This is a genomic window from Cryobacterium sp. TMT2-14, from assembly GCF_004402465.1.
GTDB lineage: Bacteria > Actinomycetota > Actinomycetes > Actinomycetales > Microbacteriaceae > Cryobacterium > Cryobacterium sandaracinum.
Genome location: NZ_SOFV01000030.1, coordinates 55,096 through 73,778, shown reverse-complemented (window position 1 = coordinate 73,778; position 18,683 = coordinate 55,096). Strand labels below are relative to the sequence as shown.

The 18,683-nt window shown below is 66.4% G+C and carries 17 protein-coding genes and 1 tRNA gene; 13 read left to right on the top strand and 5 right to left on the bottom strand.

Annotated elements, in window-relative coordinates:
- Positions 1-126 precede the first annotated feature (126 nt).
- Positions 127-1,614: an MFS transporter gene (locus E3O28_RS11080; protein WP_241973113.1), complete on the top strand. Its 1,488-nt coding sequence runs from the start codon at positions 127-129 to the stop codon at positions 1,612-1,614.
- 87 nt (positions 1,615-1,701) lie between these two features.
- Here the strand turns inward: E3O28_RS11080 and E3O28_RS11075 are convergent, their stop codons facing one another.
- A complete protein-coding gene (locus E3O28_RS11075; protein ID WP_104102889.1) occupies positions 1,702-1,953 on the bottom strand; it encodes a DUF6458 family protein in 252 nt (83 codons plus the stop codon).
- A 102-nt stretch (positions 1,954-2,055) separates the two neighbouring features.
- On the opposite strand from E3O28_RS11075, the gene E3O28_RS11070 reads away from it, so the two are divergent.
- Genes E3O28_RS11070 through E3O28_RS11060 form a run of 3 tightly spaced genes read left to right on the top strand, consistent with a single transcriptional unit; the run spans position 2,056 to position 5,038 of the window.
- The gene (locus E3O28_RS11070) at positions 2,056-3,129 is read left to right on the top strand and encodes a 3-isopropylmalate dehydrogenase (protein ID WP_134371684.1); all 1,074 of its coding nucleotides are present in this window, start codon (positions 2,056-2,058) and stop codon (positions 3,127-3,129) included.
- Positions 3,126-4,271, top strand: coding sequence for a branched-chain amino acid aminotransferase (locus E3O28_RS11065; protein ID WP_104102894.1), 1,146 nt, complete (start codon positions 3,126-3,128; stop codon positions 4,269-4,271). Before E3O28_RS11070 ends, E3O28_RS11065 begins: the two co-directional genes overlap by 4 nt.
- Complete coding sequence (locus tag E3O28_RS11060; RefSeq protein ID WP_104102895.1) at positions 4,268-5,038, top strand: fumarylacetoacetate hydrolase family protein; 771 nt, start codon at positions 4,268-4,270, stop codon at positions 5,036-5,038. The genes E3O28_RS11065 and E3O28_RS11060 overlap by 4 nt, the downstream gene beginning before the upstream one ends.
- A gap of 3 nt (positions 5,039-5,041) precedes the next feature.
- Here E3O28_RS11060 and E3O28_RS11055 read toward each other — a convergent pair whose 3' ends face one another.
- Positions 5,042-5,659, bottom strand: a complete 618-nt coding sequence (locus tag E3O28_RS11055) for a TetR/AcrR family transcriptional regulator (protein ID WP_104102896.1) — start codon at positions 5,657-5,659, stop codon at positions 5,042-5,044.
- A 93-nt stretch (positions 5,660-5,752) separates the two neighbouring features.
- On the opposite strand from E3O28_RS11055, the gene E3O28_RS11050 reads away from it, so the two are divergent.
- Complete coding sequence (locus E3O28_RS11050; RefSeq protein WP_134416012.1) at positions 5,753-6,778, top strand: NADP-dependent oxidoreductase; 1,026 nt, start codon at positions 5,753-5,755, stop codon at positions 6,776-6,778.
- Between the two features lie 48 nt (positions 6,779-6,826).
- Complete coding sequence (locus E3O28_RS11045; RefSeq protein ID WP_134416010.1) at positions 6,827-7,534, top strand: type 1 glutamine amidotransferase domain-containing protein; 708 nt, start codon at positions 6,827-6,829, stop codon at positions 7,532-7,534.
- Between the two features lie 61 nt (positions 7,535-7,595).
- Here the strand turns inward: E3O28_RS11045 and E3O28_RS11040 are convergent, their stop codons facing one another.
- Positions 7,596-8,687, bottom strand: a complete 1,092-nt coding sequence (locus E3O28_RS11040) for an aminotransferase class V-fold PLP-dependent enzyme (protein ID WP_134416008.1) — start codon at positions 8,685-8,687, stop codon at positions 7,596-7,598.
- An 81-nt stretch (positions 8,688-8,768) separates the two neighbouring features.
- On the opposite strand from E3O28_RS11040, the gene E3O28_RS11035 reads away from it, so the two are divergent.
- The 7 genes from E3O28_RS11035 (at position 8,769) to E3O28_RS11010 (ending at position 14,737) form a co-directional block, all read left to right on the top strand.
- Positions 8,769-9,755, top strand: a complete 987-nt coding sequence (locus E3O28_RS11035) for a LysR family transcriptional regulator (protein ID WP_233191521.1) — start codon at positions 8,769-8,771, stop codon at positions 9,753-9,755.
- An 11-nt stretch (positions 9,756-9,766) separates the two neighbouring features.
- The gene (gene gltX, locus E3O28_RS11030; protein WP_104102905.1) at positions 9,767-11,287 is read left to right on the top strand and encodes a glutamate--tRNA ligase; all 1,521 of its coding nucleotides are present in this window, start codon (positions 9,767-9,769) and stop codon (positions 11,285-11,287) included.
- Positions 11,288-11,423: 136 nt separating this feature from the next.
- A tRNA-Gln gene (locus E3O28_RS11025) sits at positions 11,424-11,495 on the top strand.
- Between the two features lie 121 nt (positions 11,496-11,616).
- The gene (locus tag E3O28_RS11020; RefSeq protein ID WP_347232382.1) at positions 11,617-11,886 is read left to right on the top strand and encodes a helix-turn-helix domain-containing protein; all 270 of its coding nucleotides are present in this window, start codon (positions 11,617-11,619) and stop codon (positions 11,884-11,886) included.
- A complete protein-coding gene (locus tag E3O28_RS17030; protein WP_241973107.1) occupies positions 11,879-12,169 on the top strand; it encodes a hypothetical protein in 291 nt (96 codons plus the stop codon). Before E3O28_RS11020 ends, E3O28_RS17030 begins: the two co-directional genes overlap by 8 nt.
- Positions 12,170-12,283: 114 nt before the next feature.
- A complete protein-coding gene (locus E3O28_RS11015; RefSeq protein ID WP_241973106.1) occupies positions 12,284-13,084 on the top strand; it encodes a tyrosine-type recombinase/integrase in 801 nt (266 codons plus the stop codon).
- Positions 13,085-13,723: 639 nt separating this feature from the next.
- Entirely contained in the window at positions 13,724-14,737 is a 1,014-nt protein-coding gene (locus E3O28_RS11010) for a sugar diacid recognition domain-containing protein (RefSeq protein ID WP_166784801.1), read from the top strand.
- Here E3O28_RS11010 and E3O28_RS11005 read toward each other — a convergent pair.
- The gene (locus E3O28_RS11005) at positions 14,732-15,922 is read right to left on the bottom strand and encodes a glycerate kinase (protein WP_134416004.1); all 1,191 of its coding nucleotides are present in this window, start codon (positions 15,920-15,922) and stop codon (positions 14,732-14,734) included. The genes E3O28_RS11010 and E3O28_RS11005 overlap by 6 nt on opposite strands.
- Positions 15,923-16,085: 163 nt before the next feature.
- On the bottom strand, positions 16,086-18,680 hold the full coding sequence (locus E3O28_RS11000; protein ID WP_134416002.1) for a glycoside hydrolase family 38 C-terminal domain-containing protein: 2,595 nt from the start codon (positions 18,678-18,680) through the stop codon (positions 16,086-16,088).
- Between the last annotated feature and the right edge of the window lie 3 nt (positions 18,681-18,683).

The window sequence follows — 18,683 nt, the reverse complement described above, 5'->3', positions numbered from 1 at the left end:
TACTATACCGTCTGGACGGTTTACTGTACCGTCTGGACGGTGCAGCATTCGTCCCTGGAGCCGAAAGAAGTCGTTCCCGTGTCGAATACCGTCCGAGAGACCACCCCCGTCATCGCCGTCAGCCGTGTGCTCAGCCCCCGCCGCCGGTGGTACGCGCTCGTCGTGCTCATGCTGCCCGTGCTCCTGGTCTCGATCGACAACACGGTGCTCAACCTCGCCCTGCCGGCCATTTCCGAGGACCTGCGGCCGACCGGCACGCAGCTGCTCTGGGTAATCGACATCTACCCGCTCATGCTCGCCGGCCTCCTAGTGGCCATGGGCAGCCTCGGTGACCGGATCGGGCGCCGCCGGCTGCTGCTGATCGGCTCCGCCGGGTTCGGCGCCGTTTCCGTGGTGGCCGCCTTCGCCCCAAGCGTCGAGTGGTTGATCATCGACCGCGCCGTGCTGGGCTTCTTCGGCGCCATGCTGATGCCGCCGACGCTGTCGCTGCTCCGCTCCGTCTTCACCGACCGCAACCAGCGGCGGCTGGCGATCGCGATCTGGGCGAGCGGTTTCGCCGCAGGCAGCGCGCTCGGCCCCGTGGTGGGCGGCGTGCTGCTGGAGCACTTCGCCTGGGGCTCGGTCTTCCTGCTCGCGGTGCCGCTGCTCCTGCCGCTGCTGGTTCTCGGGCCCCTGCTCGTGCCGGAGTCCCGCGACCCGAACCCCGGACGCATCGACGCGCCGAGCATCGCGCTCTCGCTGGCGACCATGCTGCCGGTCGTCTACGGGATCAAGGCCCTGGCGGAGCACGGACCCACGCCCTTCTCGCTCGGCCCGATCGTGCTCGGACTCGCCGCAGGCGTGGTCTTCGTGCGCCGCCAGCCCCGGCTGACGCACCCGATGATCGACCTCGGGCTGTTCCGCCAGGGGGCCTTCAGCGGGGCGATCGGCGTCAACCTGCTGAGCGTCGTGGCTCTCGTCGGCGGCCTGTTCTTCGTCTCCCAGTACCTGCAGCTCGTACTGGCCCTCTCGCCTCTGGAGGCGGGTCTGGTGCTCGTGCCGGGACTGGCGGCGATGATCGTGTCCGGCCTCGTCATCGTGCCCATCGCCCGGCGCGTGCGGCCGTCGATCGTCGTTCCGGTGGCACTGCTGATCTCGGCCGTCGGCTACGCGGCCGCCGCCCTGGGCGGGGGAGACCTCGACGCGGTCGGCATCGCGCTCGTCTTCGTGGCCCTCGGGATCGGGATCGGCGCGGCCGAGACGGTCTCGAACGAACTGATCGTGGCGAACGCCCCGGCGGCCAAGATGGGGGCGGCATCCGCTGTCGGCGAGACGGCCTATGAACTGGGCGCCGTGCTCGGCACGACCACCCTCGGTACCATCCTGACGGCGTCGTACCGCAGTGCGGTCGTGTTGCCGGAGGCCCTCACCGCGGCGCAGAGCGCGGCGGCGGCGGAGACCCTCGGCGGTGCGGTGGCCGTGGCCGACGGGCTGCCCTCCGGCCTGGCAAACGTGCTGCTCTCGTCGGCCCGCGATGCCTTCACCAGCGGAATTGGGCCCACGGCCTGGATCGGTACCATTCTGGTGCTGGCGGCGGCGTTGGTGGCGCTGGTCACCCTGCGTAAGGCGACCTGATCACCTGGGCCGCCGCCGGCGCAGGCCGGTGCCGGGGCGCGTGTCGACGTCGACCTCGACACGGGCCCCGGCACGACGGACGTCGACCTAGACGTCGTCGACGGAACGCTTCTGCGACGTGACCTGTTCCCCGCTCGCTTGGTCGACGGCGCTGCGGGTCGTGGTGATGCTGCTGCGCTTGCGGGTCAGCAAGACGATGCCGATGACCATGATGACAGCACCGGCGCCCATCAGGATGTAGCCGACCAGCTCGATGTCCATCCACTCGACGGTCACGTTCAGGGCGAACACCATGATGGCGCCGACGACAAGAAGGAAGATTCCCAATCCGAGACTCATGCGAAACTGCTTTCTATTGGTTGTCAGGAGTTGACCAGCTTAGACACTCGTTGCGTCGCAGTAGGGTTTATCTACAGCCAACTTTCAGACATACGGAGTCGAATGTCCCCTCTCATCAAGCTTGCTGTCATTCCCGGCGACGGGATCGGCCCCGAGGTCGTCGCCGAAGCGGTCAAGGTTCTCGAGGCGGCCACGTCTGCCGACGACGTCACCTTCGACGCAACCTGGTTCTCCCTCGGCGCCGCACGGTTCCTGGAAACCGGCGATGTGCTGACCGATGACGACCTCGCGGCGATCGCCGGCCACGACGCTATCCTGCTCGGCGCCGTCGGCGGCGTGCCGGGGGACCCCCGCCTCGCCAACGCGAATATCGAGCGCGGCCTGCTGCTCAAGTTACGCTTCTCGCTCGACCACTACGTGAACCTGCGCCCGAGCGTTCTCTACCACGGCGTGCCCAGCCCGCTGGCGTCTCCGGGCACCGTCGACTTCGTCGTCGTGCGCGAGGGCACAGAGGGTCCCTACGTGGGCAACGGCGGAGCGATCCGCCAGGGTACCGCGCACGAGGTGGCCAACGAGGTCTCCGTCAACACGGCCTTCGGCGTCGAACGCGTGGTGCGCTACGCCTTCGCCCAGGCCCAGGGTCGGCCCCGCCGCCACCTCACACTCGTGCACAAGACCAATGTGCTCGTCTTCGCGGGCAGCCTGTGGCAGCGGATCGTCACCGCCGTCGCAGCCGAATACCCCGAGGTGACCGTCGACTACCTGCACGTCGACGCGGCCACGATTTTCCTGGTCTCAAATCCGAGTAGATTTGACGTCATCGTCACGGACAACCTCTTCGGCGACATCCTCACCGATCTCGCGGCGGCAATCAGCGGCGGCATCGGCCTTGCGGCCTCCGGGAACATTAACCCTGAGGGCAGGTTCCCCAGCATGTTCGAGCCGGTTCACGGTTCGGCACCGGACATCGCGGGCAAACAACTGGCTGACCCCACGGCGGCCATCCTGTCGGTGGCGCTACTCCTGGAGCACTTCGGACTCACGGATGCCGCGGCCCGGGTGACTGCCGCCGTGACCGCCGACATCGTGGCCCGGGCGGCTCTCGACATACCCCGGAGCACCAGCGCCGTGGGCGACGCCATCGTGACTCGACTGACAGACAAGGGAATCCAATGAGCCAGCCAGCGCCCCCGACGACATCCGGAACCGCCACCTTCCCGCTGAAATTCAGCCTGACGCCGTCGACCGCGGCCCGCACGAAGATCGAGCGCGAAGAGATCCTCGTCGATCCCGGCTTCGGCAAGAAGTTCACCGACCACATGGTCGCCATCGACTGGACCCTCGACGCGGGCTGGCACAACGCCCGGGTCATGCCCTACGGTCCGCTGCACCTCGACCCGGCCTCCTCGGTGCTGCACTACGGCCAGGAGATTTTCGAGGGGCTGAAGGCCTACCGTCACGCCGACGGGTCGATCTGGACCTTCCGCCCGGAGAAGAATGCAGAGCGCCTGCAGCGCTCCGCACGCCGCCTGGCACTGCCGGAACTCTCCGAGGCCGACTTCATCGAATCGATCCGGCAGCTCGTGGCCGTAGACGGCGACTGGGTGCCCTCCGCTGCGGAGACCAGCCTCTACCTGCGCCCGTTCATGATCGCCAACGAGAGCTTCCTCGGCGTGCGTGCCGCGCACCAGGTCGGTTACTACGTGATCGCCAGCCCGGCCGGCGCCTACTTCGCAGACGGTGTGGCCCCGATCAAGATCTGGCTCTCGACCGAGTACTCCCGCGCCGGCCGCGGCGGCACCGGCGCGGCCAAATGCGGCGGCAACTACGCCGCCAGCCTGCTGCCTCAGATGCAGGCTTATGACAACGGCTGCGCCCAGGTGCTCTTCCTCGACGGGGAGACCAGCAGCCGCATCGACGAACTCGGCGGCATGAACGTGTTCTTCGTTCACGGCACCGACACGCTCGTCACCCCGCGCTTGACCGGCGCGATCCTCGAGGGCGTTACCCGCGACAGCATCATCCAGCTCGCCCGGGACCGAGGCCTGACCGTGGAGGAGCGCGACGTGACCCTCGGCGAATGGCAGGACGGTGTCGCATCCGGTGCCATCACCGAGGTGTTCGCCTGCGGCACGGCCGCCGTCGTCACCCCGATCTCGCAGCTCAAGGGCCCGAACCTCTCCATCGGCGACCCGGATGGCCCGGCTGGCCAGATCACGATGGCGCTCCGCCAGGAGCTGACCGACATTCAGTACGGCCGCCTGCCCGACCGCCACGGCTGGCTCACCCGGCTCGACGCCCCGGTGGGACCCGCGTGAAAATCGCACGGTTCAGTCACGAGGGACGTATCTCGTTCGGCATCGTCGACGACGACGAGATCGTCGTTTTAAAGGGCGACCCGATGTTCGCGGGCTATGACCCGTCCGGGGAGCGCGTGGCCCTGCGCGACGTGAAGCTGCTCGCCCCGGTGATCCCGCGGTCGAAGATCGTGGGCATGGCGTGGTCCTACTTCGCCGACGCGGCCGAGCAGTCCACCGCGGCCCGCTCGCCCGGTGAGCCCAGGTTTTTCCTCAAGCCGAACACCTGCGTCGTCGGCCCCGGCGACCCGATCACCGTGCCGGTGTCCACGGACAACGTGCACGTCGAGGGCGAGCTCGCGATCGTGATCGGCAAGATCACCCGCAACGTGTCCGTCGACGCCGCCGAGGACTCCATCTGGGGCTACACGGTAGCAAACGATGTCACCGCCCGCGATCTGCAGGAGCGCGACGGCGACCTCACACGGGCCAAAAGCTTCGACTCGTTCTGCCCGCTCGGACCGGTCATCGACACCGAATACGATTGGACCGCGTTGACCATCGAGTCCCGCATCAACGGCGAGGTCTTCCAGAAGGGCAATGCGACGCTGCTCAAGTACACCGTTGCTGAGATGATCTCCTTCGTCTCCAGCGTGTTCACCCTGCTGCCGGGCGACGTCATTCTGACGGGTGCCCCAGACCGGTCCGCCTCCGTCGTGCATGGTGACGCCGTGCAGGTGGAGATCGCCGGCATCGGCGTGCTGACGAATCCGGTGCGGCGCGCCTGATCGTCAGGCGTCGGTTGCGGCGTGCACGGGAAACCAGGACCGGATCTGCTCCGTCGCCGTATCCAGCAACGCCACCGATTCGGTCGCGTTGACCCGGGCGAGCAGCATGGCGCTCATGCCGAGCGAAGCCAGGGTGCGGGCGCGTTCCGGCGCGCGGTCCGGCGCGCTTCCTCCGGCCGCGGTCCCGGCCGCCCGGAGGGCGTCCTGAAGGGTGTCCGTCAGCTCGGACCGGTAGCCCTCCACGACCTGGCGGGCCAAGTCGTCGTGCCCGGCGAGGCCTGCGGCGCAGTTCACCAGCAGGCAGCCGCGGCGCGGGGAGTCCTCCGGCAGGGCGGAGACCGCCGACCTGAGTTCGCTGAAGTAGGCCAGCAGCGAGGCCCGGCCGATCCCCGGCCCGGTCAGGGTCCGCAATCTCGGGCGGATGACGGAGGCCTGGTAGTCCTCGACGGCGGCGTCGAACAGGCCACGCTTGCTGCCGAAGGCATGGTAGAGGCTGGATCGCCGGAGACCGGTCGCATCTTCGAGGTCGGCGAGCGAGGTAGCCTCGAAGCCCTTGTCCCAGAACAGGTCCCTGGCCGCCTGGACGACGGTCGTGCGCTCGAAACTCTGCAGCCGCCCCATGGTGTTTCCTCCGTTTTCGCTGTGAGTGGTTTTGTGTATCGCTCAGTACACAATATATTAAAACATTCGTTACAAAGAAGCAGAGGAGCCGCCATGGCCTCGTCCATCACCGTCACCAGCACCCAGATCCAGCTTGTCGCCCGCCCCACCGGCTGGCCGACGGATGCCGACTTCGGCACCATCCGCATCGACCTGCCCGAGCTGACCCCCGGTCAGGTTCGCGTGGCCAACGAGTTCGTCTCGGTCGACCCTTACATGCGCGGCCGGATGAACGACGCCAAGTCCTACTCCGCCCCCTACGCTCTCAACGAGACGATGACGGGCGGGGCCGTCGGCCGCGTCGTCGCATCCGCCTCTGACGCGGTTGCCGTCGGCGACGTGGTCGTGCACCAGTTCGGCTGGCGCGACCTGGTACAGGAGGAGGCCTCCGGCTTCCGCGTCGTCCCGGAAATCCCCGGCGTGCCTCTCTCCGCCTACCTCGGCGTGCTGGGCATGACCGCACTCACCGCCTACGTGGGCCTGCTCGAGGTGGCCGAGCTCACGGAAGGCGACACCGTTTTCGTTTCCGGCGCGGCCGGGGCCGTAGGCAGCATGGTCGGCCAGATCGCCCGTCTCAAGGGCGCGAAGCGCGTGATCGGTTCCGCCGGGTCGGCCGAGAAGGTTGCCCTGCTGACCGAGAAGTACGGCTTCGACGCCGCCTTCAACTACAAGGACGGCGACATCGCCAAGCAGCTCGCCGCCGCGGCTCCGGACGGCATCGACGTCTACTTCGACAACGTCGGCGGCGAGCACCTCGAGGCGGCACTGGCCAACTTCAACGACGGCGGACGCGCCGCCCTCTGTGGTGCGATCTCCGTCTACAACAACACCGAGGCGACCGGCGGCCCGCGCAACCTGGCGAACATGATCGGTCGCGGGCTGACCCTCAAGGGCTTCATCGTGGGCAACTACGTGCAGCATTTCCCCGCGTTCTCGGCCGACATGGCCGGTTGGCTTGCCGCGGGCGACGTCGTCTTCGACGAGACCGTGATCGACGGGATCGACCACGCGGTCGACGCCTTCCTCGGCCTCATGCGTGGCGAGAACACCGGCAAGATGGTCGTCCGCACGAACGTCTGACTTTCCCGACAGCATCCATTTCACACGATCACACACTCTGGAGAACCCATGAATTCCGTACTTTTTGTCGTCAGCGCCGCCGATCACTGGACCCTCAACGACGGCAGCCTGCACCCCACCGGCTACTGGGCCGAAGAGCTCGCCGAACCGCACCGCCTGTTCACCGAGGCCGGCTGGCGGATCACCATCGCGACGCCCGGCGGCATCGCCCCCACCATCGACGCGGGAAGCCTGGCACCCCATGCGGCCGGCGGGGAAGACCGGGCCGCGGCCATCGTCGCCTACCTCGACACCATCGGCAGTGAACTCGATGAGCCCCGCTCGATCAGTGACATCACGGTCGCCGACTACGACGTCGTCTTCTACCCCGGCGGCCACGCCCCGATGGAGGACCTGGCCGTCGACGCCGACTCCGGACGTATCATGACCGAAGCCCTCGACTCCGGAACGATTCTCGGCGTGCTCTGCCACGCCCCGGCCGCCATGCTCGCCGCCCAGCGAGCCGACGGCAGCTGGCCCTTCACCGGCTACCGCATGACCGGCTTCACCGATGAGGAGGAGACTCTCGGCGGCCTCGCCCCCAAGGCGCCGTGGCTCGTGCAGAGCCGCCTGGTCGCGCTGGGCGCCGACTTCGTCGCCGGCGCAGCCTGGGCCGAGCACATGGAGATCGACCGCAACCTGTACACCGGCCAGAACCCGGCTTCCTCCGCTGCTCTCGCCGGCGCGATCATCACCGCCGTCACCGCACAGAAGTAGTCGAGTCGCCGCGAGGCCCTCTGGCCGAGCAGGCCCTGCGGTCGCGCCCGTCGTGACCCGGCTACGGACGCAGGGCGCGCAGGGCGTCGGCGACGTCGTCCTCGTCATTCCACAGGTGGAAGGCGACGCGGGCCCGCCCGGCCCTGCGCGACGCGGTGAGACCGGCCCGGGTGAGGCGTTCAAGGTCGGTGCCGTCGGCATCCGGCCAGGTCACGATCGACTGCCCGGCCGGGGCGAGCCCGAGCCCGGCGCAGAGCGCGTCGCCCAGCGCCACCGCGTGGTCGCGCACCGTCGACAGGTCGAGCCGCCCGAACAGCTCCAGTGCGGGTTCGGCGCCCACCCAGGAGTTCCAGGCCGGGGAGACGTCGAATCGGCGCGCATCAGCCGCAAGGTTCATGTCCGGTCCGTAACAGGAGGCCCACGGGTCCCGGCCGGCATACCAGCCCGCCTGCACCGGGTGCAGCAGTACGGCCAGCCGCTCGGCCACGGTCAGGAAGGCCACGCCGCGCGGGGCGCAGAGCCACTTGTAACTGTGGCAGATAGAGGCGTCGAAGACGGATGCGTCCACCGGCATCCACCCGGCGGCCTGCGTCGTGTCGCAGAGGGTGAAGCACCCGTGAGCACGGGCGGCGGCCACGATCCCCGCGGTGTCGGCGACGGCACCGGTGGCGGACTGCACGAGCGAGAACGCCACAAGCCAGGTGTCGGCGGTGATCCCGACGGCCAGCTCGGCCAGAGGCAGGTGCCGCACGGTGACCCCGCGGTGCGCCTGGCTGAGGAACGGGAACACCATCGAGCTGAAATCGCCATCGACGCAGAGCACCTCGGCGCCGTCGGGAACGCTCGCGGCGAGCAGGCCGGCCAGCACGGACGCCTGAGACCCGATCGCGACCCGGCTCACCGGAACAGCGACGAGTCTGGCATACGCGTGCCGGACCCGTTCGACCACGGCGGCGTACCCCGCCGCCGACGCGGTGCCCAGCGCCCAGGCGTCGGCGTCCAGGCGCAGGGCCGCTTCCGTTTCCCGGGTCGGCAGCCCGAGCGTGCAGGCCGCCAGATAGCCGCGGCCGCCCCGGAACCGCTCGCGCGCCTCGCGCACGCCGATGCGGGCCGGCAGCGTCGAACGGGACGCGGAAGAGTCGCTCTGGATCATTTCTCCAGCATGCGACCGGCCTATTCATTTGACAATAACCAGTAGCTGAGGCAATCCATAAGCATCAGTTATGATCACTTCGTGCCCGCCATCGTCCAGCCCGAACTCGACTCCACCATGCTGCGCGTCGTGGGTGCGCTCGCCGACTGCGGCTCGATCACGGCGGCCGCGGCGGCGCTCGGCTACAGCCAGCCCGCCGTGAGCCAGCAGCTTAGACGGCTCGAGCAGCGCATCGGGATGGCCGTGATCGAACGCATCGGCCGCGGCGTGCGGCTCACCGAGACCGGCCGGCTGCTCGCCCGGCACGCCGCCATCGTGAGCGGGGCCCTGGACGCCGCCGCGGGGGAATTGTCCGAGCTGCGCGGCCTGCGCGCGGGCCGGGTGCGTCTGGCGGCGTTCCCCTCCGCCTCGGCGACCATTGTGCCGCGCCTGCTCGCTGACCTGCAGCGCCGCCATCCGGGAGTCAGCGTCACCTACCTTGAGGCCGAGCCGCCCGAAGCCGTGGCTCTGGTGCGCCAGAATCAGGCCGATCTGGCGATCACGTTCAGCTACCCCGGCGACCGGGTCGACCCTCACCGGGACAGCGCCGAGGGCCTCGTCGTGACCCGGCTCCGCCGGGACGAGATGATGCTCGTGCTGCCGGCCGGACACGCCCTGGCCAAAAACAGCGCAGTCGACCTCGGCGACCTGGCCGAGGAGAATTGGATCGGCGGATGTCCTCGGTGCCGCGGCCACCTGCTGGAGCTTTGCGGTCACAACGGTTTCACGCCCCGCATCTCTTACGAGACCGACAACGCGGCCGCCGTGCTCGGCCTCGTGGCGGCCGGCATCGGGGTGGCGATGCTGCCCGCGCTTGCCCTCGACTCCGTCGGCGCGCAGCCTCTCGTCGCCATCCGGCCCACCCGCGGCCGCGACCACCGCACCCTGCACACGGTCACGGTCACTGGGTCCGCGGGCGTGGCGGCCATTGCCGTCACCCTGCGCCGGCTCGCCGCGCTGGCCGGACCGGACGCGCCACCCGCGGCGCCACCCGTATCCCCACCCGCGCCCTCACCCGGAGGCAACTAGAATCGGGGGTGATGTCTGAGACAATTGCGCACCCGTTTTCCACTGCCACCGGCACCGACGTTCGCGTTCGGTTCTGCCCCTCGCCGACCGGAACGCCGCACGTCGGTCTGATCCGCACGGCGCTCTTCAACTGGGCTTACGCCCGGCACACCGGCGGCACGTTCATCTTCCGGATCGAAGACACCGATCCGGCCCGCGATACCGAGGAGAGCTTCGTGCAGCTCCTCGACGCGCTGCACTGGCTGCGCCTGGACTGGGACGAGGGCGTCGAGGTCGGCGGACCGCACGCTCCCTACCGCCAGTCCGAGCGCTACGACATCTACCGTGACGTGATCGAGCAGCTCAAGGCGTCCGGTCACATTTACGAGAGCTTCGCCACCGGCGAGGAGATCGAGGTGCGAAACGTCGCCCTCGGCCGCGACCCGAAGGCCGGATACGACAACTTCGAGCGCGACCTCAGCGATGAGAAGAAGGCGGCCTTCCGTGCAGAGGGCCGCTCGCCGGCGCTCCGCCTCAAGGTGCCCGACACGGACATCTCCTTCGACGACCTGGTTCGCGGCGAGATCACCTTCCCGGCCGGCTCGTTCAGCGACTTCGTCGTCGTGCGGCCCAACGGGCATCCGTTGTACCCGTTCGTGAACCCGGTCGACGACGCCATGATGGGCGTCACCCACGTGCTGCGCGGCGAAGACCTGCTCTCCTCCACGCCGCGCCAGATCGCCCTGTACCACGCGCTGATCGACATCGGACTGGCCACGTTCGTGCCGCGTTTCGGGCACATGCCCTACGTCATGGGCGAGGGCAACAAAAAGCTCTCCAAGCGCGACCCTGAGTCCAACCTGTTCCACCACCGCGCCCGCGGCTTCGTTCCCGAGGGACTGGTCAACTACCTGTCGCTGCTCGGCTGGTCCCTCTCCAGCGACCGCGACGTGTTCACGATCGATGAGATGATCGCCGCGTTCGACGTCGTCGACGTGCTGCCGAACCCGGCCCGCTTCGACCTCAAGAAGGCCGAGTCGCTCAACGGCGACCACATCCGGCTGCTCGACCCGGCCGATTTTGCCGCCCGGGTCATCCCGTACCTGGTGGCCGCCGGCGACGTGACCGAACCACTCAGCGAGGTGCAGCAGGCTATTCTCGAGGCCGCCGCACCGCTAGTGCAGGAACGCATCGCCCTGCTCGGCGAGGCACCCGGCATGCTCGGTTTCCTGTTCATCGGCGGCGACTCGCTGGCCTACCAGCCGGATGCCCTCGCCTCGCTCCCGCAGAACACGCGCGAGATCCTCGCCACGTCCACGGCAGCGCTGCTCGACATTCCCGAAGCGGAATGGACGCACGACCGCGTGCACACCACCCTGACCGAGACGCTGATCGACGGGCTCGCGCTCAAGCCGCGCGTGGCCTTCGGCCCCCTGCGGGTCGCGGTCTCCGGCCGGCGCATCTCGCCGCCGCTGTTCGAGTCGATGGAGATCCTGGGCAAGGCGGAGTCCGTGCTGCGTCTTGCACGTCTGGCTGCCACCACTCTCGAGTGACTGGCCGCGCGGTGTCGGGCCCCTCGGCGTCTGCCCCGGCAATCGGCTCGAGCCGGCGATGATTTCGGCTCTGGGTTTGTCCCGGCACTCTGAGTGGGTTAGAGTTACGAGTCGGTCCGTTCTGAGGAACAGGCAGTGGGGTATGGTGTAATTGGCAACACGACTGATTCTGGTTCAGTTGTTCTTGGTTCGAGTCCAGGTACCCCAGCAGTAAAAGGTGCAGGATTTCGCGGCGATATCACCCATCGCCCATCCTTCCCTTGAGGCCCGAAACGGGCCGAATTACCAGATACGACACCAGATACCCCAGTCAGGGGAACTGGGTCATCATGCGGCCCGGACAAGTACGGGTCTGTCACGATCCACGCGGACGGCTCACGGTCGTGCCCGCACTCCTTCTGGGTATGGACGCGACAACGCAGGTTACTCCGACGTTCCTCACCCAGCACGAACTGTCCGAGTTGCTTCGACTCCCCGAGCGCACGCTGGAAGATTGGCGTCTGACCCATGCGGGTCCGCCATACCTGAAGCTCGGTCGGCACGTACGCTACGACGTCCAGGACGTGCTCGTCTGGGTCCAGGAGCATCGGCATGGGTAAGCCGCAGATCCCCGCCGGTGAGTTGGGCAAGATCGACGTCAGGCGCCTCCCCAGTGGCCGGTACCGGGCCCGTGCCTCTACCCGTGACGACAGCGGCGCTCTGCATCGTCTCGGCGCGACCGCGGAGACCGAGGAACGGGCTTGCACCGAGGTCCGCCGCCAGGCAATGGCCTTGTCGACCGGCGGGTTTGGGGGCCTTGCGCCGTCGAACACGGTTGCCGATGCAGTCGAGCTGTGGTTGCCTCAGATCCTCACCCGTGCGAAGACCGGCAGCCTCACCTAATCGACTTACGAATCGTATGAGACGACCGCACGCCTGGTCATCTTGCCGCGGTGTGGCGGAGTACGGCTTGACCGGCTCACCGTCGGTCGCTGCGATCGCATCCTCCAAAAAATCTTGGACGAGGAATCCATCTCGAAGGCACGTCACGCCCGCGCCGTGTTGAGCCTGGTCTGTGGCTACGCCGTGCGCGACGACGCGATGGTTAGCAACCCAGTGCGCGACGTTCAGCGGTTGCCTACAACACCGAAAAAGGAGTCCACGCTCACCACGGAGCAACTCAACAACATCCGCGAACTCATGCAGCAATGGCGACTCACGCAGGGGGACGGCCCCAGACCCAACTATCGCCTTTTGATCGACGGCATGGAAATCATGTTGGGCACCTCAATACGGATCGGAGAATGCCTCGGCCTGCGTCGCTGTGACGTGGACATGACGACCCTGCCTCCGACCCTCGTCGTCAACGGAACCATTGTCAGCACGAAGGCAGAAGGGATCCATCGCAAAGACTCTCCGAAGCGCTCGCGACAACGGCGCAGCATCGCTCTCCCATCGATGGCCGCAGCGGCCGTTCGCCGCCGACTGGCCCTCGCCGAACCCGACCCCGAGGCGTCACTGTTCGCCACCAAGTCCGGCCGTTCTCTGAGCGTCAGCAACTACGAGCGATTGCTCCGTTCGTTCATTGCCGACGAGCGCGCAAACCTGGTCAAACTGGGAGTCGATGTCGACGAGTACACCACGCACATCTACCGACGCACCGCGGCAACGCTCATCGAGCGGGCCGCCGGTATCACGCTGGCATCTCGACTGCTCGGCCATGCGAACGAGCAGACCACTCGAAACAGCTACGTTGTCACGGCCGACCTGGTCGACCCCGTGACGGCGGAGATCCTCGACGCTGTGCTCGGTGGTTGAACAAGGTCAGACGATTCAAGAATGAGTTCGTAGGAGGAACCGTCATCAGGAACGCCGTCGCAGACTCAGTCCGCGCGGTCATCGGAATCTGTCCCTAAGGGTTGCGGACCGACTTGACTCTCCAGCCGCCGAAGTCGATCAAATTTACTGGTCAGATCCCAACTTAGTCAGAGCCGCCGACAGCGCCCGAACCCGGACTCCCAGATTTGTCGGTTGCGCCACACAGATGACCGCGCGCGTCGAAGAGCCGATCCGCTCACGACGTCGCCGCAAGCCGGTTGCTCTGGTGTTCAGAGTGCAGGACCCTCCGCGGACGTGAGATCGTCTTACGCTGAATCCGCTGAGGCGGTGCTGGTCGGGAATATTTACGCGAAACAGGGCTACGACGAAGAAGCACGAGTTCGGGACTGCTGGTCGGATGCCGATGACCTCGTGGTCTTCCGCAAACGTCTGACGGCCCCCGCACCTCACTAGTCGAGTGTGCCCGCGAGCGCCTTCACCCTCCATTCCCTACCGATGCAAGCCGGATGCAAGAGGTCCTTCGCTCGCCCAAACGGCTGGATCAGCTCTCGGAGTGATCACCATGAAAGATGCACGTGGACGGGACGGTCACCGCTACGGCAACGTACAGTCAGTACCATGCTCGGCACATTGGGGATTCGTATTCCAAAGGACCTCGCTCAGGGAGTCACTGACGCTGCGATGACGGACGTCGCGTATAACGTCAACATCTTTGACGCAGATGGGGTGATCATTGCGTCCGGGGACCCGGCCCGACTGGGCCAGGTCCATCAGGGTGCACTTCTCGCTCTCAAGACCCGAGAGTCAGTCGAGATCGCCGTGGACGATGGCGACACCAAAACCGGAATTAACCTCCCTTTCGCCGTGGATGGAGAGCTCATCGGAGTGGTCGGCATCACCGGGCCTCTCACCGAAGTTCGCCCGTTGGCGCGGCTGGTGCGCACGACGGTCTCGCTGCTGGTGCAGCAGAACCTTGCGTTCACTCGACAGCGCAACCAGGTACTGGCTGCGGCCCTGGCTACTGAGGCCCATGCGTATCCGGCCGACCTTGTTGAATTGGCTCTAATGCAGGGACTGGACCTCAGACATCCACAGACGGCGATCCTTGTCGACGGAGAGACCGAAGGCCTGCAGAAGATATGTCCGACGGCGTTTCCGCTACCGGGAGGGATATTCCTACTCAACCCTCATGACATCGAGAAGGCTCTGGCGAGGTGGATCCGTCATGCTCCATTGGCGCTGTTCTTCGTGAGCGAGGCGCATGATCTAGCCAAGGACTGCATCGCCGAGGTCACCTGTGCCAGAGTCACCCAGCGCGGCCTCATGATCCCCGGTTTGATCCACTACGCCGCAGACCTGACGGAACTTATGGCGTTGATGAACGTACCGCGGAGGGAAGCCCTCGCAGTGTTAGACAGCCACCCAGAGCTGGTAGACACGCTTCGCGACTTCATAGCGGCGAACATGAGTATGAGCGCAACTGCGGCGGGCTTACACATCCATCGGAACACGCTGCTCTACCGGCTGAACCGGATTCGAAAGCTTACTGGGTTCGATCCTCGCCAGCTCCTCGAGCTCATCACTCTCGTCGGGTACATCCTCCACCCGCCCAGCGCCCCCACCCCGCTATAGGCGCGAGCGAGCAGGTAGCTCGGATGTCCATTGCCCGGCGACGCGGTCTGAGCGCGTCCGGGCCGCAAGCAGTCGGGTGACCGTCGCTGCTGCGCGTTCCAGGTTGGCGCTGCCCTCCAGAAGCGCGGTCGGAAGGTCGGTCATCTGACGCAGGATCGGAACCACGGCGACCACGGCGTCACCGATGAGTTCGTAGGCATCGTCACTGATCCGACCGCCGAAGATGATCGCAGGGACACCTTCCGCACGAGCCGCCTGGGCAACACCCCATGGCGTCTTACCCGACGCGGTTTGCCGGTCGACGCCACCTTCGCCAGTGAAGACCCAATCGGCTCCGGCGATTCGGTCTCGAAGCCCCACCGCATCCGTGACCACCTCGACACCACTCTCCATGGTCGCTTCGGTAGCAGCGGCGAAGGCCGCCCCGAGGCCCCCCGCGGCGCCAGCTCCGGGGATCTTCCGGACACTACGGTCGAACGCCAACTCCACGACATCCGCCCAGCGGGCCAAAGCCGCGTCAAGCTCGGGGACGTCACTGGGCTCGGCGCCCTTCTGCGGGCCGTAGACCGCCGATGCGCCACGGTCACCGAGCAGGGGGTTGGAGACGTCAGAGGCGATGCGGAATTTGACGGTGCGCAATCTTGGGTCCAAGGACGTCAGATCCACGGACACGAGCGAGGTCAACCCTCTGGCTCCGACCGGAACCGGCCTGCGATCACGGTCAAGGAACCGGGCACCCAGTGCGGCCAGCATGCCGGTGCCGGCATCGTTCGTCGCCGAACCTCCCAGACCCATGATGAACTCGGTCGCACCGCGATCAAGTGCGGAGAGGATCAGTTCGCCGACGCCGCGTGACGTTGCCGCCCAGATGTCGCGTTCTGTCGGGTCGATTTGGGCGAGCCCGACGGCTTCGGCGACCTCGATGATCGCCAGGCGACGACCGGTCACGAACCCGAATCGCCCTATCGTCGGCCGGTCTAGGGCATCATGACACGGCGCTTCGACCCACTCGCCGTGCAGCGCTGAGATGAGGGCTTCCGTGGTTCCCTCGCCGCCGTCGGCCATCGGCACCAGCTCGCAGGAGATGGTGGGGTCGACCCGGTGGATGCCCCGGGCCATCGCCTCGGCGGCCTCGACGGAAGTCATGGATTCCTTGAACGAGTCCGGCGCACACACGATCCTCATGTGCGTGAACCGTTCGCCGCGGTGGACAGCCTGCCGACGATGGAATACATGGAACCTCTTCTTCTCGTAGGAATGGGCGTCTTCACCTGGTCCGGTGACGATGGTGCTGACGGGCGGTGCCGCAGCGGTATGGCCCCGAGCGTGGGGCTCGGGGCCAGGGGATTCACTCCGGCAGGTAGACCAGGGTGACGGTGCCGCAGGGGGGAACAGACAGCTCTCCTCCCGGAGCCCGGTCGCCGACCTGCTCGTCCATCCGGCTGAAGTGGGCGACGTACCCCGCAAGCTCCGGAGTCTTGACTGAGACTTCGTCAAAGGAAGGATTGAAGAAGCGGGCGGCGTAGCCGGCACCGGATTCCGTCATCTTGACCGTGCTGAGCACGACCGTCTCGTCCAGGGAAAACCAAGTAAGGGTGCTCGGGATGCGCTTCTCGGTCGGGTTCAGCTGGAAGTCGTTGTACTTCTTCACCTGGAACGTGCAGTCGACGGTGTTCATCCGATGTGCAGCTCGGCTTGCTGCGAGGACGTCTTTCTCACCGTCGAGGAAACCGACGGCGAGATCGAACTCGAGGTGCTGGCGGAGCTGCGAGTCCGGTGCCGGCACCTTGATGCCGGAGGCACGGCCTGGGCGACGCGTAAGGTCGTCCTTCCCGATGTCACCGACGGAACGGTACAGCGTTACGCTCAGCTCGCCGTGACCGGCGCCCGTGACCTCGTACTCCCGCAGGCCCTTGGTGGCCACGAAGGCTCCGGCATCTCCCTGCGTCACGGCACAGAAGCTCATCATCGGGTATACCGGGATGGGTTTCTCTGCCCACCCCAGCTCGACGAACCGCTCCGCCTCAGGGTGTACAAGCTCTCGCTTGATCACACCAAATTGGTTGTTGGCGATGGAGTACTCCGGCGTCACACCGGTGACTGCTTTGAGCCGGATCCGGTGATTGTCGACGGCATTGTCATGGCTGAGGTGGATGCGGGCGAAGTCCTCGCCGTCTCGCAGCTCGACCGTACCGTCGAAGCTCGCGAGGGTGCTGGTGGATCCGTCCGTCCTCTCCTCGAGAGAGGCGGGCACCTGGCGCTGAGCGGTGAAAGCGATCCGCTGCGCGCCCTGCACGACGGTCACTCCCTGAGCCTCGAAGGCGAAATCCTCAAGGACCAGGTCGACGGGCGGCGGTGAGTAGTCGTAGCCGTCTCCCTCGTCGCCCGATTCTTCTAGCTTCACCTCGATTTCCGTTCCGTCCCGCCGGACCAGCCGGATACCGTCCGCGGTCACTTCGGCAGACAGAGCGTTGCCCTCGATCATGGTGGCAGCGGATGCCCGGGTGGCCACCACGGTCCCTGCGCGGCCGGGAACGATGCGGTAGGAGGTGTACCCCAGACCCGTGAATTCGGCGTTGAAGGTGATCACAGCACGGAACATCGGGATGTGCTGGTTGAGGTGTGCGATCTGCCGATCGATCTTCTGGGCGTCGTAGTCCTCCATCTCCACCACGGAGTACGGGACCTCATTGCCTTCGGTGTCTAGAACGGCGAAGTCACGGGTGCCGACGAAGAGCTCCTGCTCCACCAACCGGGTGCCGCCGGAAGGGATCGCGTTGAAGACCAGGAGCAGGTCTTCGCCCTCGTTCTTCTCGATGCTCATACCCATCAGGCGGAGCGTCATGTTTGCGTGGGCCCGGATGATCTCGCCGGCTTTCACGAACCGATGCTTGATGTCCGCGTTCACGCGGTCACTGTTGCAGCAGCCGATGCTGTCGTGCGCGTGGCACTGCAGGATGGTCTTCCAGGCCTCGGCCACCAGCGACTGTGAGTAGTCGAACCCGAGGTGACGCGCCAGCGAGAGCAGAGGCTCCAGCATCTGCGTCAGCTCCGCCTCGCACGAGGCGTTGAGCATCTTGATGTCCATCCGGGTCGAGTAGATCGACCGGTGAACCCGCATGTACTTGCCCTCGGTGAACTCGCCCTCATAGAGCTCGAGGCCGGACGTGTCGGCGAAGGTGTCCGCGAAGTAGTCCTCGATCGTGCTGATGCGGTAGGTGTCGTCGGGGTTGATCTCCTCGAGATTCTTCAGCAGTCCGGGGAGGTCCTTTTGGATCGGCATCTGGTCGTGCCCCGCCGGGAGCAAGACATTGTCCGACGCGGAGTTACCGCCCAGTCGGCCCAGAATCTTTTGCATGCGCGCCTGCAGCACGTCAGGATCGGACTCCAGGTACTTGGCGACCTGATAGCCCTGCGCGATGTTGGTCGCGTTCACTTGGCTGCCATCCACGCCCCGCCACAGAAAGTTGACGTCCTTGGTGTGGCGCTCGGTCCTGCCGCGCCAGAAGATCACCGAGTCCATGCCGAAGCCGTTCAGCAGCGTCGGCAGGCTCGCCGTCTGGCCGAACGAGTCCGGGATGTAACCCATCCGCATCGCCGGCCCGACCCTCTCCGCGATCTGGATGCCGTACACCAGGTTGCGCACCATGGACTCGGCTGACACCACCTGGGAGTCGGTTTGCGTGAGCCACGGGCCCAGCTTGAGACGTCCGGCCTGGGACAGCTCCCTGATCCGGTCCTCGTCCTGGGGCCGTGCCTTGAGGTAGTCCTCCACCACGATCGACTGGCCGTCGAGAACGAAGTAACCGAAATCGGGGTTCTTCTCAAGGTGGGTGAGGATCTCCTCCAGGTCGTGCATCAGGAGGGAACGTGATTCTTCGATTGTGAAGTACCACTCCCGATCCCAGTGGGTGTGCGGGAAAACGTAGACGTTCTTGCTCATGGT